This window comes from Polaromonas sp. P4_F4 (assembly GCF_056401355.1).
The window spans coordinates 88271-101989 of record NZ_JBFUJO010000020.1; the positions used below are offsets into that span (position 1 = coordinate 88271).

Annotated in this window: 15 protein-coding genes; 8 read left to right on the plus strand and 7 right to left on the minus strand. The window is 61.6% G+C overall.

What is annotated here, in order from left to right:
- Window positions 1-14 precede the first annotated feature (14 nt).
- The 5 genes from AC1DUR_RS19280 to rodA form a co-directional block, all read right to left on the minus strand.
- Window positions 15-326: a hypothetical protein gene (locus tag AC1DUR_RS19280; protein ID WP_477720589.1), complete on the minus strand. Its 312-nt coding sequence runs from the start codon at window positions 324-326 to the stop codon at window positions 15-17.
- A 100-nt stretch (window positions 327-426) separates the two neighbouring features.
- Window positions 427-1560: a 3-deoxy-7-phosphoheptulonate synthase gene (locus tag AC1DUR_RS19285; RefSeq protein WP_477720588.1), complete on the minus strand. Its 1134-nt coding sequence runs from the start codon at window positions 1558-1560 to the stop codon at window positions 427-429.
- Between the two features lie 262 nt (window positions 1561-1822).
- Window positions 1823-3349 (minus strand): metalloprotease TldD, encoded by a 1527-nt coding sequence (gene tldD, locus AC1DUR_RS19290; protein ID WP_477720587.1) that lies wholly within the window; start codon window positions 3347-3349, stop codon window positions 1823-1825.
- A 111-nt stretch (window positions 3350-3460) separates the two neighbouring features.
- Window positions 3461-3793, minus strand: a complete 333-nt coding sequence (locus tag AC1DUR_RS19295) for a YegP family protein (protein WP_477720586.1) — start codon at window positions 3791-3793, stop codon at window positions 3461-3463.
- Window positions 3794-3916: 123 nt separating this feature from the next.
- Complete coding sequence (gene rodA / locus AC1DUR_RS19300) at window positions 3917-5071, minus strand: rod shape-determining protein RodA (RefSeq protein WP_477720585.1); 1155 nt, start codon at window positions 5069-5071, stop codon at window positions 3917-3919.
- A 212-nt stretch (window positions 5072-5283) separates the two neighbouring features.
- Between rodA and AC1DUR_RS19305 the strand changes: the two genes are divergently transcribed.
- The 8 genes from AC1DUR_RS19305 to ruvC all read left to right on the plus strand — a co-directional run bounded on the left by AC1DUR_RS19305 (window position 5284) and on the right by ruvC (window position 12836).
- Window positions 5284-5880: a YqiA/YcfP family alpha/beta fold hydrolase gene (locus AC1DUR_RS19305; RefSeq protein WP_477720584.1), complete on the plus strand. Its 597-nt coding sequence runs from the start codon at window positions 5284-5286 to the stop codon at window positions 5878-5880.
- Window positions 5881-5961: 81 nt separating this feature from the next.
- Window positions 5962-8031: a ribonuclease catalytic domain-containing protein gene (locus AC1DUR_RS19310; RefSeq protein WP_477720583.1), complete on the plus strand. Its 2070-nt coding sequence runs from the start codon at window positions 5962-5964 to the stop codon at window positions 8029-8031.
- Window positions 8032-8058: 27 nt separating this feature from the next.
- Window positions 8059-8907 (plus strand): energy transducer TonB, encoded by an 849-nt coding sequence (locus tag AC1DUR_RS19315; RefSeq protein WP_477720582.1) that lies wholly within the window; start codon window positions 8059-8061, stop codon window positions 8905-8907.
- A gap of 87 nt (window positions 8908-8994) precedes the next feature.
- On the plus strand, window positions 8995-9846 hold the full coding sequence (aroE, locus tag AC1DUR_RS19320) for a shikimate dehydrogenase (protein WP_477720581.1): 852 nt from the start codon (window positions 8995-8997) through the stop codon (window positions 9844-9846).
- A complete protein-coding gene (locus AC1DUR_RS19325; protein ID WP_477720580.1) occupies window positions 9843-10580 on the plus strand; it encodes a transglycosylase domain-containing protein in 738 nt (245 codons plus the stop codon). The genes aroE and AC1DUR_RS19325 overlap by 4 nt, the downstream gene beginning before the upstream one ends.
- A 6-nt stretch (window positions 10581-10586) precedes the next feature.
- Window positions 10587-11219 (plus strand): lysophospholipid acyltransferase family protein, encoded by a 633-nt coding sequence (locus AC1DUR_RS19330; protein ID WP_477720579.1) that lies wholly within the window; start codon window positions 10587-10589, stop codon window positions 11217-11219.
- Window positions 11220-11237: 18 nt separating this feature from the next.
- Window positions 11238-12218: a phosphatidate cytidylyltransferase gene (locus AC1DUR_RS19335; RefSeq protein ID WP_477720578.1), complete on the plus strand. Its 981-nt coding sequence runs from the start codon at window positions 11238-11240 to the stop codon at window positions 12216-12218.
- Between the two features lie 69 nt (window positions 12219-12287).
- Window positions 12288-12836 carry a crossover junction endodeoxyribonuclease RuvC gene (gene ruvC, locus AC1DUR_RS19340; protein WP_477720577.1) on the plus strand — a complete coding sequence of 183 codons (549 nt, stop codon included), beginning with the start codon at window positions 12288-12290 and terminating at the stop codon, window positions 12834-12836.
- 109 nt (window positions 12837-12945) lie between these two features.
- Here ruvC and AC1DUR_RS19345 read toward each other — a convergent pair whose 3' ends face one another.
- Together AC1DUR_RS19345 and AC1DUR_RS19350 are read right to left on the minus strand one after the other, a co-directional pair.
- Window positions 12946-13437 carry a DUF5071 domain-containing protein gene (locus AC1DUR_RS19345; protein WP_477720576.1) on the minus strand — a complete coding sequence of 164 codons (492 nt, stop codon included), beginning with the start codon at window positions 13435-13437 and terminating at the stop codon, window positions 12946-12948.
- A gap of 76 nt (window positions 13438-13513) precedes the next feature.
- A partial coding sequence (locus AC1DUR_RS19350) for an IS3 family transposase (RefSeq protein WP_477721953.1) occupies window positions 13514-13719 on the minus strand: 206 nt, incomplete at its 5' end.

Below are 13719 nucleotides of genomic sequence, written 5' to 3' on the forward strand. Positions count from 1 at the left end.
GGGCCAAGCGTGGATCAGTAGCTGATGCTGAGCGCCGCCACATCAATGTGTACCACCGGCTTGGCCAGCGACGCGCTGGCTGCGCGGGCAAACTCCTGGGCCCATTGCGGGTCGGCAAATTTGGCCGGGCCACCGGCCTGGGCTACCACCACAACCTTGTCGGCAAGCAGCAGCTTGCCGGTGGGCCGCAGCGGCTCGCAGCCCATCTGGGTGAACTGGTCGTCCAGCCACTGCCTGGCCACTTCGTGCGGCATGGGCTGCACTTCATGCAGGTCCACGCGCACTGGCGGGCTGTTTTTAAATGTCACCCTGACTTCGCTGCGCATGGCTGGCTCCCGGTGGTGGAAGACCCATGTTCGCTATAGCAAGGTGCATCGGCAATTCGCGGAAACCCGCGAGTGCCGGCGCACCTCTTGGCCGTCTGGCCTACTTTTTGGCCCGCCGAGCCAGCACTGCGGCCGACAGCGACTCCAGCACTTCAAGCGAATGGTTCCAGCCCAGGCAGGCGTCGGTGATGCTTTTACCGTACTCCAGCGCCTGCGCGTCGTCCTTGCCTGGCGTGAACTTTTGGGCACCGGAATTCAGGTGGCTTTCCACCATCAGGCCGAACACATGATGCGAGCCACCGGCCACCTGGCCTGCGATGTCACGCGCCACATCCACCTGCTTTTCGTGCTGCTTGGAGCTGTTGGCGTGGCTGCAGTCGACCATCAGGGTAGCCGGCAATTTGGAGGCCTCAAGCTCCTTGCAGGCTGCCGTGACACTGGCCGCATCGTAATTGGGCGTCTTGCCGCCGCGCAAAATCACGTGGCAGTCCTTGTTGCCGTTGGTCTGCACAATTGCGACCTGGCCGTTTTTATGCACCGACAGGAAATGGTGGCCGCGCGCAGCCGCCTGGATGGCGTCAGTGGCAATGCGAATGTTGCCGTCGGTACCGTTCTTGAAGCCGATGGGCGCCGACAGGCCAGACGCCAGCTCACGGTGTACCTGGCTTTCGGTAGTGCGCGCGCCGATCGCGCCCCAGGAGATCAGGTCACCGATGTACTGGGGTGAAATGACATCGAGGAACTCGCTGCCCGCCGGCAAACCCAACCGGTTGATTTCAATCAGCAACTGGCGCGCGATGCGCAGGCCTTCGTCGATGCGGAAGGTTTCATCCAGGTAGGGGTCGTTGATCAACCCTTTCCAGCCGACCGTGGTGCGCGGCTTCTCGAAATACACGCGCATCACGATTTCCAGCGTGCCGGCGTATTTCTTGCGCTGCTCCATGAGGCGGCGCGCGTACTCCAAGGCCGCTGCCGGGTCGTGAATGGAGCAGGGGCCAATCACCACCAGCAGGCGGTCATCCTTGCCCGCCATGATGTTGTGAATGCTCTTGCGTGTCCGCGTGATCAGCGATTCAACAGCGGTGCCGCGGATCGGGAAGAAGCGGATGAGATGCTCTGGAGGAGGTAGCACGGTAATGTCCTTGATGCGTTCGTCGTCGGTCTGGCTGGTTTTTTCGACGTTCGCATACCAGCTGTCGGTGGCAGGGCTGGCAGAGGTGGCTTTGGCATTCATCGCAGGCTTCCTTTTTAAAATTCAGGCAATTCGGGATCAGTCAAACATTCAAATATTCAAATAAAAAAACGGCAAAAAAAAACCGCCGGGCATCCGGCGGTTTTTGGAGATTTGTTGCGTTTTTTCGGGTTACGCGAAGATCTCTCTACCGCCGGAGGCGCTTGAGAACCAAAAGTAACCGAAATAAAATTTCGCTGAAGTCATGAACTGGAATGTAGCACAGGTCTGAAAAAGGCCCGCAAATACCGCGTCTGACGGCAATTTACGCGGTCCCGCCCACGGTCAGCCCGTCGATACGCAAGGTCGGCTGGCCCACCCCCACCGGCACGCTCTGCCCTTCCTTGCCGCAGGTGCCCACGCCGCTGTCCAGCTGCATGTCATTGCCGATCATGGTGACGCGGGTCAGCGCATCCGGGCCGTTACCCACAATCGTGGCGCCCTTCACCGGGTACAGGATCTTGCCGTTTTCGACCCAGAAGGCCTCGCTGGCCGAGAAAACGAACTTGCCGCTGGTGATGTCGACCTGGCCGCCGCCGAAATTGGTGGCGTACAGGCCTTTTTTAATACTGGCCACGATCTCTTCAGGCGCCTTGTCACCGCCCAGCATGTAGGTGTTCGTCATGCGCGGCATGGGTACATGGGCGTAACTCTCGCGTCGGCCATTGCCAGTGGGCTTGACTTTCATCAGACGGGCATTGAGCGAGTCCTGGATGTAGCCCTTCAGGATGCCGTCTTCAATCAGTACGTTGCGCTGGCTGGCATGGCCTTCATCATCCACATTGAGCGAGCCGCGGCGGTCGGCGATGGTGCCGTCGTCCAGCACCGTCACGCCTTTGGCCGCAACGCGCTGGCCAATGCGGCCTGAAAACGCGCTGGAGCCCTTGCGGTTAAAGTCGCCTTCCAGCCCGTGGCCAATCGCTTCATGCAGCAAAATGCCCGGCCAGCCGGGACCGAGCACCACAGTCATTTCACCGGCAGGCGCGGGGCGCGCGTCCAGGTTGGTCAGCGCGGCCTTCACCGCATCATTCACATACTCCGCGATCTGCGCGTCGTCAAAATAGGCGAGGCCAAAACGGCCGCCGCCACCGCCCGAGCCCATCTCACGGCGGCCCTTTTGCTCGGCAATGACCGTCACGCTCAGGCGCACCAGGGGCCGCACATCGGCGGCCAGTGTGCCGTCGGCGCGTGCCACCATCACCACGTCGTACTCACTGGCGAGTCCGGCCATCACCTGCACGATGCGCGGGTCTTTGGCTTTGGCGAGTTTTTCCACTTTTTCCAGCAGCTTGACCTTGGCGGTGCTGTCCAGTGTGGCAATGGGATCCAGGTCCCGGTAGAGCGAGCGGCTGCTGGCGACTTTCCGCTGCGGCGTTTTCACACGCCCGGCCTTGCTGGCGGCAGAAATGCTGCGCACCGTGCGCGCTGCGTCGAGCAGCGAGGCCTCGGAAATATCGTCGGAATAGGCAAATGCCGTCTTTTCGCCGCTCACGGCGCGCACACCGACGCCCTGGTCGATGCTGAAAGAGCCGGTTTTGACAATGCCTTCTTCCAGGCTCCAGCCTTCGCTGCGGGTGTATTGAAAGTACAGGTCGGCATCATCCACACCGTAGGATGTGATTTCACCCAAGGCGCGGTTCAGCGCAGCATCGTTCAGCCCGAAGGGTTCAAGCAGGAGCTTTTGCGCAATCACCAGCCTCTGCGAGGTGGACTCGTGCGTAGGACGCGCCAGCGGACCGGCCCCCACGCTGGTTTGACGAGCGGACACGGCGGCAGATTTGAGTGAGGTCATGCAGCCATTGTAGGCAGTCTGGGCCTGTTGCACCCGGCCCCGGCGCCCGCGCCATGCGCAGGAGGGTTTTGCAGCCGGAGCACGATGCGGAACAGCCCAGTCAGCGCCCGGTCAGGTCAGATCGGTGGTGGCGGCGCCAGGACCATTCGTCTTGCAGGATTCAATGCCGCCATCCCGCGCTGATGCGCTGGCGTACATCTCGCTGACCCCAATGACCTGCCCGTTGCCCGCCTTCAGCGTGAAATAGGGTGAGCCGTCCTTGCCCAAAAGACGGTCGTAACGGCCGTCCTCTGCTGCGTTTTTCTTCACCGATTCAATGCCGCTGACCGCGCTGGCTTTGCTCTCATACATCTCGCTGGCGAGAATCTTCTGGCCATTGCCAGCCAGCAGGGAGAAGAAATACTTGTCGTTTTTTGCCTTCTTGAGCTCAAATTTACCGGCCATCACATTTCTCCTTGGAAAAAATAAGGAAGGGATCCAGCTAACCAGAGCCTTTGTACGCGGCAAGTCGCTTTAAGGCAAGCCCTGATAGTTACTTGACACAGGCAATTTTTACCTCCAAGGCATTCAGGTCTGCACCAGCCGTTTGGCCTTGGCAATCGACATCAATATGCCGAGGGCCAGGCCCAGCGTCACCATGGCGGTGCCGCCATAACTGATAAAGGGCAGCGGAACCCCCACGACCGGCAGGATGCCGCTGACCATGCCCATGTTGACAAACGCGTAGGTGAAAAAAATCATGGTCAGCGCACCGGCCAGCAGGCGCGCAAACAGCGTGGAAGCCTCCAGGGCAATGGCCAGGCCGCGCAGGATCAGGAAGATAAAACCGGCGATAAGCAGCAGATTGCCGACAAGGCCGAACTCTTCGGAGTAGGCGGCAAAAATAAAGTCGGTGGTGCGCTCGGGGATGAACTCCAGGTGCGTCTGTGTGCCGGCCATGAAGCCCTTGCCGGTGATGCCGCCCGAGCCAATGGCAATCATGCCCTGGATGATGTGAAAGCCCTTGCCCAGCGGATCGCGCGACGGATCAAGCAGGGTACAGATGCGCTGCTGCTGGTAGTCATGCAGGATGGGCCAGCGCATCCCGTCGGCGCAAAGTTGTGGCTCAAACCACACCACCAGGAAAACGCCGATCAGGCCCAGCAGCACCGGAGGAGCAATGAGTTTCCAGCTCAGGCCGGCGAAAAAAATCACCGCCAGGCCCGCAGCCAGCACCAGCAGGGAGGTCCCCAGGTCAGGCTGCTTCATGATCAACCCGACGGGTAGTGCCAGCAACAGGCCGGCCGCCAGAAAATCCAGCGGCCGCAGTTGCCCTTCGCGCTTCTGGAACCACCACGCCAGCATCAGCGGCATGGCAATCTTCAGGATTTCGCTGGGCTGGATCACCACCCCGACATTGAGCCAGCGACGTGCACCCTTTTTGGTGACGCCAAAGATGGCAACGGCCACCAGCAGGCTGACGCCGACGATATAAAGCGGAACGGCGAAAGCCATCAGGCGCTGTGGCGGAATCTGCGCCACCACGAACATGATGGCCCCGGCAATCAGCATGTTGCGGCCATGGTCGGCAAAGCGGCTGCCATGGTCGTAACCGGAGGAATACATGATCAGCAGGCCGGCACAGGCCAGCAGAAAGACCGCAAAGGCCAAGGGGCCGTCAAAACCCTGCAGCAGGGGGGCGGTTCGCTGGAAAAAAGAGGGTTTGTCGAAAACTGCGGCCATGCACCGATTATCTGCCAGCTTCAATACAGCCAACCACAGGAAGCCGATCGGGCTCACCCTGTTTTGCTATCAATACAATAGCTAACCACTCGTTCATATATTGGGTGAAACCCTATTTCCCCCTGCAATCCAACTGCAGCCGCACCGGCCACCCAATACCCACACAAGCCCCCGCACCGGCCCGCTGCGGCTCAGCCACGTACCATGTCGCCATGCGCACCACCCACCTGCTCTACCTGCACGGCTTTCGCTCCTCCCCCCAGTCCGCCAAGGCGAAAAAAATGGCCGCCATCGTGCGGCAGCGCCACCCGTCCGTGCGGTGGTGGTGCCCGCAACTGCCGCCCTCCCCGCGCGAGGCCCTGCAGGCAATCATGGACGGCATTGCCGGCTGGCCCCGGGAAACCGGGTTCGAAAGCCTGGCCGTGGTCGGCTCCTCACTCGGCGGTTTTTACGCCACCGCGGTGGCCGAACGGACCGGCTGCAAGGCGGTGCTGCTTAACCCCGCGGTAGAGCCGGCGCGCGACCTGAACGGCTACATCGGTGAGCAAACCGCCTGGCACAACGCTGAAGAGCACTTTTTCTTTGAACCCCGCTTTGTGGACGAATTGCGCGCGCTGCATGCCGGCCCGCTGAAAACGCCTGAAAACTACCTGACCGTGATCGCCAAAGGCGACGAAGTGCTGGACTGGCGCGAAATGACGGCCCGTTATGCCGGCGCGCAGATACGCCTGCTCGAAGGTGGCGACCATGCCCTGAGCGATTTCGACCTGCATGTGCCGGCGATTCTGGATTTTCTGGAACTGGCCTGACACCGGCACGCAGCGTCGGGCTGATTACACTAGCCGCAAGTCATTAAAGACACGCATTAAAGACACGCAAAGGATCACGTTTTGTTCGTATTGTTTGAAGAGACCGGCAAGTTTCTGGCGGGCCGGATTTTGTCGGAGAGCGATGCATCGCTGCAGGTCGAACTCGACTCCGGCAAGCGCGTGAAGGTCAAGGCGGCCAACGCGCTGCTGAAGTTTGAAAAGCCCGCCCCCGCCGAGTTGGTGGCCGCCGGGCAAAAATTGAGCGCAGACATCGAGCTGGACCTGGCCTGGGAGTTTGCCAGCGAAGACGAATTCGGCTTTGCCGACCTGGCGCGCGACTATTTCAGTTCCGACGCATCCAAACCCGCCTCCCTCGAGCAGCAGGCCGCGGCGCTGTTCCGCCTGTTCGAGTCGCCGCATTATTTCCGGCGGGCGGGCAAGGGCCGCTTCAAAAAAGCGCCGGCAGAGGTCCTGCAGCAGGCATTGGTCGCCATCGAGAAGAAAAAGCAGCTCGCCGCGCAGATTACCGCGTGGGCGGAGGAGCTCGCGCAGGGGCAGTGCCCAGCACCGGTGCGCGAGCAGCTTTACAAAATCCTGTTCAGGCCCGACAAGAACAGCGCCGAATACAAAGCCGTGGTCGAGGCTTCGCGCCACACGCACATCGCACCGCTGGACCTGCTGCAAAAAGCCGGCGCCATTGCCTCGCCCTACCAGTTTCACTGGAAGCGCTTTTTGTTTGAAAACTTTCCCAAGGGCACGGCCTTCCCGGCCCTGCAGGCACCCGAGATCAAGGACGAGCTGCCGCTGGCGGACGTGAAAGCGTTTTCCATCGACGATTCCGCCACCACCGAGATCGACGATGCCCTGTCGGTGCAAGGCCTGGGCAGCGGCACCGTCACGCTGGGCATTCACATTGCGGCACCCGGCCTGGTCGTGCTGCCCGGCAGCGCGATTGATGCCGTGGGCCGCGCACGGCTGTCCACGGTGTACATGCCGGGCTACAAGCTGACCATGCTGCCCGACGAGATCGTCAAGACCTATACGCTGCTGGAGGGCCGCAACTGCCCCGCGCTGTCGCTCTATCTCACGCTGGACGAAGCCACCTTCGAGATCAAGGCAAGCGCCACGCGGCTGGAGCAGGTGCCCATCGTCAGCAACCTGCGGCACGACATGCTGGACAGCGTCTTCACCGAGGCGTTTTTTGAAGCGGCCCAGGCCAGCCCGCCGGTAGATGTCCAGTGGGGCGTGGAACTGTCCTTTCTGCACCGCCTGGCCAGGCACCTGAAAGCCCAGCGCGAAGTGGTGCGCGGCAAGCCTGAAAACTTCAACCGGCCCGACTACAACTTCCGGCTCGACAACCCGTCCGGCCAGGAGCCGCAGGGCGATGAGGCGGTCAGCATCAGCATCCGCCAGCGCGGCGCGCCGCTCGACCTGATCGTGGCCGAGGCCATGATCCTGGCCAACAGCACCTGGGGCCAGTGGCTGGCCGAGCACGGCGTGCCCGGCATTTACCGCAGCCAGGCCAGCCTGGCGCCCGGGGTGAAGGTGCGCATGGGCACCAAGGCCCTGCCGCATGCGGGGATTGGCGTCAAAAGCTATGCTTGGAGCACCTCGCCGCTGCGCCGCTACACCGACCTGGTCAACCAGTGGCAGATCATTGCCTGCGCGCGGCACGGCAGAACGGCGGCCCTGGTGGCGCCCTTCAAACCCAAGGATGCCGAACTGTTTTCCATCATCTCGGGATTCGACGCCGCCTACAGCGCCTACAACGGCTTCCAGGCCGGCATCGAGCGCTACTGGACACTCAAATACCTTCAGCAAAACGGCATCACCGAACTGACGGCCACCGCCTTCAAGGACAACCTGGTGCGTGCCGACGACCTGCCGCTGGTGCTGCCTGCGATGGGTGCGCAAGGCCTGCCGCGCGGCGCCAAGGTACGCGTGAAACTGGGCGCGATTGACGAGATCACCCTGGACATTTCAGGCACCGTGACCGAGCGGCTGGATGCCGCGGCGGATGAATCAGCGGCGCCGATGGAAGAAGAAGACAGCGAGGCCGAGCTGGCCGCCGGCCCGATCTCGATTGCGGTCGATGTCGACGAGCCGGCAGCCGATGGCGCGCCTGCGCCTGCACTTGCAGCGGCTGATTGAGACAGATAAGCCCGATAATCCCCTCTTGTGAAGTCACCAAGCACACTGCAAATTGCCCTGGGCGTCTCCATCGCCTTTCATGCGGTGCTGCTGGCCGTGCGCTTTGTCGATCCGGAACGCTTTAACCGCGTGTTCCAGGACACACCGCTGGAAGTGATTCTGGTCAACGCGAAATCCCGTGACAAACCGGACTTTGCCAAAGCCATTGCGCAAGCCTCGCTGGCGGGTGGCGGCCAGCTTGAAAAAGGCCGCGCCACCTCTCCCCTGCCGCCCTCGGCCCTGACCGAAATGGGTGATGCCAGCGACGAGACGCAGCGGCAGATTGAATCGCTGCATGAGCAGCAAACCCAGCTGCTGACGCAAATCAAGAAACAGCTGGCCACGATGCCGCCACCCGACATGACGCAGGCGGCCACCAACCCTGCGCATGCCGATCGTGAGGAAAAGCGCCGGCAACTCGTCAAGATACTGGCCGAAATTGAACGGCGCATCAACGAAGAGAATGCCCGGCCCAAAAAACGCTATATCAGTCCAGCGACCCGCGAAGAGGTTTATGCGGTGTACTACGACGAGCTGCGCCGGAAGATCGAGGACAAGGGTACGGTGAACTTTCCCGAGCTGGCCGGCAAAAAACTGTATGGCGAGCTCACCATGGTCATGACCGTGAATTTTGATGGCCGCATCCTGGACACCGAAGTGGCAGAAACTTCCGGCAACCTGACACTGGACCGCAGGGCCCAAAGCATCGTCCGCGGCACCGGCCCCTTCGGCCGCTTCACCGAGGCCATGCGCCGCAAGGCAGACCAGATCGTGGTGGTGTCCCGCTTCAAGTTCACGCGCGACGACACGCTGGAAACCCGGCTGACCAGCCGCTAAGCCTTCGCCCAACCCCGCCCGACCCGCTACCCCTGCCAACAACGCTCCGATGCCTCCCGACTTCAATCACGCATAAGCATTGCATTCATGGATAAGTACTTCGTTCTGGGCAACCCGATTCAACACAGCAAATCGCCGCTGATCCATGCCCGCTTTGCCGAACTGACAGGCCAGGCGCTGCAATACGACCGGCTGCTGACGCCACTTGACGGTTTCGCCGCAACGCTCGCGCAACTGGTGCAGAGCGGCGCGCGCGGTTGCAACGTCACGGTTCCGTTCAAGTTTGAGGCCTTTCAGGCAGCCGGCATGCAGAGCGACCGGGCGCAGCTGGCCCAGGCCGCCAACACCCTGAAGCTGGATCGCAACACCATTTATGCCGACAACACCGATGGCATAGGGCTCGTCAACGACATCCAGAACAACGCCGGCGTTTCGCTGGCCGGACGCGACGTCCTGCTCATAGGTGCCGGCGGCGCGGGCGCCGGTGCGCTGGCACCGCTGCTGGCAGCCGGGCCCCGGCGGCTGGTGCTGGTGAACCGCACCCGGGCCAAGGCAGATGCACTGGTGGCGCGCCACAGGGCACATGCCTCGCTTCAGCATGTCCTGCAAACAACAGAGCTGTCGTCCGGGGATCTACAAGGACTGGAGGGCTGTTTTGATGTCGTCATCAACGCCAGCGCGAGCAGCCTTGCCGGTGGCGGCGTGCCAGTCGACAGCCGCGTGCTCACACCCGGCGCGCTGGCTTACGACATGATGTACGGCCCTGCGGCAGCCGGTTTCATGACCTGGGCCCGGGAACACGGTGCCACGCCGCGTGACGGCCTGGGCATGCTGGTCGAACAGGCCGCCGAGGCGTTTGAGCTGTGGCGTGGCGTGCGGCCGCCATCGCAGCAGGTGCTGCGGGAAATGCGCGCGGACATGCAAGCGCCAAGTGCATGAAAGCGCTGCTGCGCCTGCTGGGTCTGGCCCTGCTGGCGGGTTTGGCCCTGCAGATTTATTTTGTGGCCCGCATCGCGCTGATGACCGTGGTCAACCCCGAATCGACCGCCTTTCAGCGCTCTGAAATTTACCTCGTCGCCCGGCAGACCGGAACGCTGAAATGGCGCCAACAATGGGTGCCCTATGCGGCTCTGCCAGACCACCTCAAACGCGCAGTGATTGCGTCGGAAGATGCCAGCTTCGCCGAGCACGAGGGCGTGGACATGGAAGCGCTGGAGAAAGCCTGGGAAAAGAATGCCAGGGCGGAGCAGCGCGCCGCGCAGTTGGGCAGCCGGCTGGCCCCCACCCGGGCCGCAAAACCAGCGAAGATCATTGGCGGCTCCACCATCACCCAGCAACTGGCCAAGAACCTGTTCCTGTCGGGTGAGCGCACACTGCTGCGCAAGGGCCAGGAGCTGCTGCTGACACTGCTGCTGGAAGCCCTGCTGGACAAGCGGCGCATTCTGGAGATTTACCTCAACAGCGTCGAGTGGGGAGAAGGCGTGTTTGGCGCTGAAGCCGCCGCCCAGCACTACTACCGCAAACCGGCGGCCCGGCTGAGTGCCTATGAAGCCGCGCGCCTGGCCGTGATGCTGCCGCGGCCCAAGTATTTTGAAACCCGGCCGGGCTCGGGCTACCTGGCCTCACGCGCCAGCACCATCGTGGCGCGCATGGGCGGTGTGGAACTGCCTTGACAGTCCATGAACGATAAAGTGTCTCCGGTGCTGGCCAAACTCATGAGCATGTTTTTGCTGGGACTGATTCGCTTGCTGACCGGTGCCCAGGCGCGCTGGCAGGGCTGCCCGCCCAAGGCCGAGCAGCGGATTTACTTTGCCAACCACCAGAGCCATGTGGATCTGGTCCTCATGTGGGCCGCCCTGCCCGAAGAGTTGCGCAGCATCACGCGGCCCATCGCGGCCAAGGATTACTGGACCAAAACGCCGTTCAAAAAATGGATTACCACGGCGGTGTTCAACGCCATTTATGTGGACCGCGTCAAAACCGGCGAGCAGGATCCGCTGGAGCCCCTGATTGAGGCGCTCACCAACGGCGACTCCATCATCCTGTTTCCGGAGGGCACCCGGGGCAACCACGAGGAGCCACAGAATTTCAAGTCCGGCCTGTACAACCTGGCGCAGAAATTCCCGCAGGTCGTACTGGTGCCGGCCTGGATCAACAACGTACAGCGAGTGATGCCCAAAGGAGAAGTGGTGCCCGTGCCCATTCTGTGCTCGGTCACGTTTGGAGCCCCCATCGCGGTGGGCGCCGGGGAAGACCGGGGCAGTTTTCTGGCCCGCGCGCGCCAGGCCGTCATGGACCTCCGGCAAACCTGATCAACCGCAGACGCCCTGATGAACACCTTTTTGCGCAACCTGTCGCCTGGCCAGCAGGTGGGCCTGCTGTTTGTGGTGGTTTTTGGCCTGCTGCTCATCATCAGTGCGGCCGCATTTGTCTTGTCCCTGCAGGACCGGCATGAGGATGACCTGCACACTCAGAAGCTCAAGGATTTCAATGGCCTGCTGAGAACTTCGTGGGTGATGTGCACGGTGTTCTGGGTCGGCTGGACGCTGGGTGAAACCGTGGCCACGGTGCTGTTTGGCCTGGTGGCATTTTTTGCGCTGCGCGAATTCATCACGCTCTCGCCGACCCGGCAGGGCGATCACCGCAGCCTGGTGCTGGCTTTTTTTGTGGTGCTGCCGCTGCAGTTTGCCCTGGTCATCACCCGGCATTTCGACCTCGTCACCGTGTTCATCCCGGTGTATGTGTTCCTGGCAATTCCGGTGGTCAGCGCGCTGGCAGACGACCCGCACCGCTTTCTGGAGCGCAACGCCAAATTGCAGTGGGGCATCATGGTCTGCGTCTACGGCATCAGCCATGTGCCGGCCCTGCTGCTGCTGAAGTTTCCGAATTACCAGGGCAAGAATGCCTTCCTCGTGTTTTTCCTGGTGTTTGTCGTGCAGAGCTGCATGATCGTGCAGCACTTGGCCAGCCGCCGGCTGGCGCGAGCGCCGATTGCGCCCAATGTGAGCAAAAGTTTTGAATGGACCAGCTGGCTGACCGCCGTGGTCGTGGCCAGCCTGGTCGGCGGCCTGATGGCGGGCCTGACGCCCTTCAAGCCGGGCCAGGCGGTGGCGATGGCCCTGATCGCCTGCGTGGCCGGCTCCATGGGGCACCTGGTGATGAAGGCCCTCAAACGCGACCGCGGGATTACCAACTGGGGTTCCGAAGGAAAATCAGTCACCGGCGCCAGCGGTTTGCTGGACCGCGTCGATGCCCTGTGTTTTGCCGCACCGATATTTTTCCATTCGGTTCGATGGTATTTTGGCCTTTAGCCCTTTCATTTCACTTTCATTTCACTTTCATTTCAAATCCTGCGCAAGCAGCTACCAAATTTATAGCCTATGCGTATTCTTGGAATTGACCCTGGCTTGCAGATCGCCGGATTCGGCGTGGTCGAAGTCGACGGCTCCCACTTGCACTATGTGGCCAGCGGCACCATCAAGACCACGCACATGGTGCGCGGCGACCTGCCGGCCCGGCTGAAGGTGCTGTTTGACGGGGTGCGGGAAGTGGTGCAGCGCTACCAGCCCGATATGGCCTCGGTGGAGATCGTCTTTACCAACGTCAATCCACAGGCCACGCTGCTGCTGGGGCAGGCGCGCGGTGCCTGCATCACCGCGCTGGTCTCCAGCGATCTCGCCGTGGCCGAATACACGGCCCTGCAAATGAAGAAGGCGGTGGCCGGCTATGGCAAGGCCGGCAAGGCCGAGGTCCAGCAGATGGTGATGCGGCTGCTGAAACTGCCAGCCCTCCCCGGCAAGGACGCCGCCGACGCGCTGGGCCTGGCCATCACCCACGCCCACGCCGGGCGTTCAACGGCCATTTTGGCGGCAGCCACGGCGTTGAAGCCCAACGCCAGCGCTTCTTACAAGGCGGGGCGTCACTATTGAGCGTGCTGTTGCCTTGGGGAAAGAGACTGGTCACGGATGGCTGCGCAAAATTCATCGCAATCGATACTTGGCTACGTGAGAAGTCCCCGTAACAAGCTGGAGCACTGGTTCATTCCAGAGTTCTGAGCAGGAGCTGGATCTCTTCAGGCGAGTCCAATAGTTCGCGCAGGCGTTTGAGCTTGAATTCGCTCCACTCCTGCAGCCACGCCCGGTCAGCCAGTCCGTGTTCGATGAGCAGCTTCATGGCAGCGAGGTCGGTGCCGTAGAACCCGGAGCCCGTTGCGAGACTTTGCGGTTCCGTTTGCACTCCGGCAACAGCCTCCTTTGGCCAGCGCGCAACAACGTGAGTGGTGACTGCGTACTTGAGGAAATCATGTCGTGATTGAAGGGCCTCCCGTACTACAGGTATTCCGTGTACACCCAATGAGACGAAGAACTCCCTCATAACCAGGTCGACCGGCGACCCGTTTGTCTTGAGCCACTCCAGCATGTGTCGCAAAACTGGCTTGACCGTTGGGTAACCGAGGGCGACCAGAGCGTTCGCGCTGGAAGCGTCTTCCTTGTTTCGCGGCAGCTGGCGCGTCAGATCGGCTTGTTTCATGGCTCTCTAATGTTGGAGGTAACCGGCGGACGATAGGCGGGCGAAGCCGGCTGCAAGGACGGGAACTTGCTTCACTTTAATTGACACAGGCTTGCTCGGCCTGCTGCACTTCAAATGCGGCAGGGGGAAGGTAGCGCAGCGACGAATGCAGTCGCTGCTGGTTATAGAAGGCGATGTAGCTGCTCAAGGTCTTCCTCAGTTGCTGTTCGTCGTCAAATGTCTTGCCATACAGCTCCTCGGTCTTCATCGAATGGAAGAACGATTCCATGTGCGCGTTGTCGT

Bases quoted from the DNA above. Each gene is read 5' to 3' on its own strand.
- AC1DUR_RS19330 (WP_477720579.1), top strand. From the start codon at position 10,587: ATGAACGATAAAGTGTCTCCGGTGCTGGCCAAACTCATGAGCATGTTT.
- AC1DUR_RS19305 (WP_477720584.1), top strand. From the start codon at position 5,284: ATGCGCACCACCCACCTGCTCTACCTGCACGGCTTTCGCTCCTCCCCC.
- ruvC (WP_477720577.1), top strand. From the start codon at position 12,288: ATGCGTATTCTTGGAATTGACCCTGGCTTGCAGATCGCCGGATTCGGC.
- AC1DUR_RS19325 (WP_477720580.1), top strand. From the start codon at position 9,843: ATGAAAGCGCTGCTGCGCCTGCTGGGTCTGGCCCTGCTGGCGGGTTTG.
- tldD (WP_477720587.1), bottom strand. From the start codon at position 3,349: ATGACCTCACTCAAATCTGCCGCCGTGTCCGCTCGTCAAACCAGCGTG.
- AC1DUR_RS19285 (WP_477720588.1), bottom strand. From the start codon at position 1,560: ATGAATGCCAAAGCCACCTCTGCCAGCCCTGCCACCGACAGCTGGTAT.
- AC1DUR_RS19335 (WP_477720578.1), top strand. From the start codon at position 11,238: ATGAACACCTTTTTGCGCAACCTGTCGCCTGGCCAGCAGGTGGGCCTG.
- AC1DUR_RS19345 (WP_477720576.1), bottom strand. From the start codon at position 13,437: ATGAAACAAGCCGATCTGACGCGCCAGCTGCCGCGAAACAAGGAAGAC.
- AC1DUR_RS19295 (WP_477720586.1), bottom strand. From the start codon at position 3,793: ATGGCCGGTAAATTTGAGCTCAAGAAGGCAAAAAACGACAAGTATTTC.
- aroE (WP_477720581.1), top strand. From the start codon at position 8,995: ATGGATAAGTACTTCGTTCTGGGCAACCCGATTCAACACAGCAAATCG.
- AC1DUR_RS19280 (WP_477720589.1), bottom strand. From the start codon at position 326: ATGCGCAGCGAAGTCAGGGTGACATTTAAAAACAGCCCGCCAGTGCGC.
- rodA (WP_477720585.1), bottom strand. From the start codon at position 5,071: ATGGCCGCAGTTTTCGACAAACCCTCTTTTTTCCAGCGAACCGCCCCC.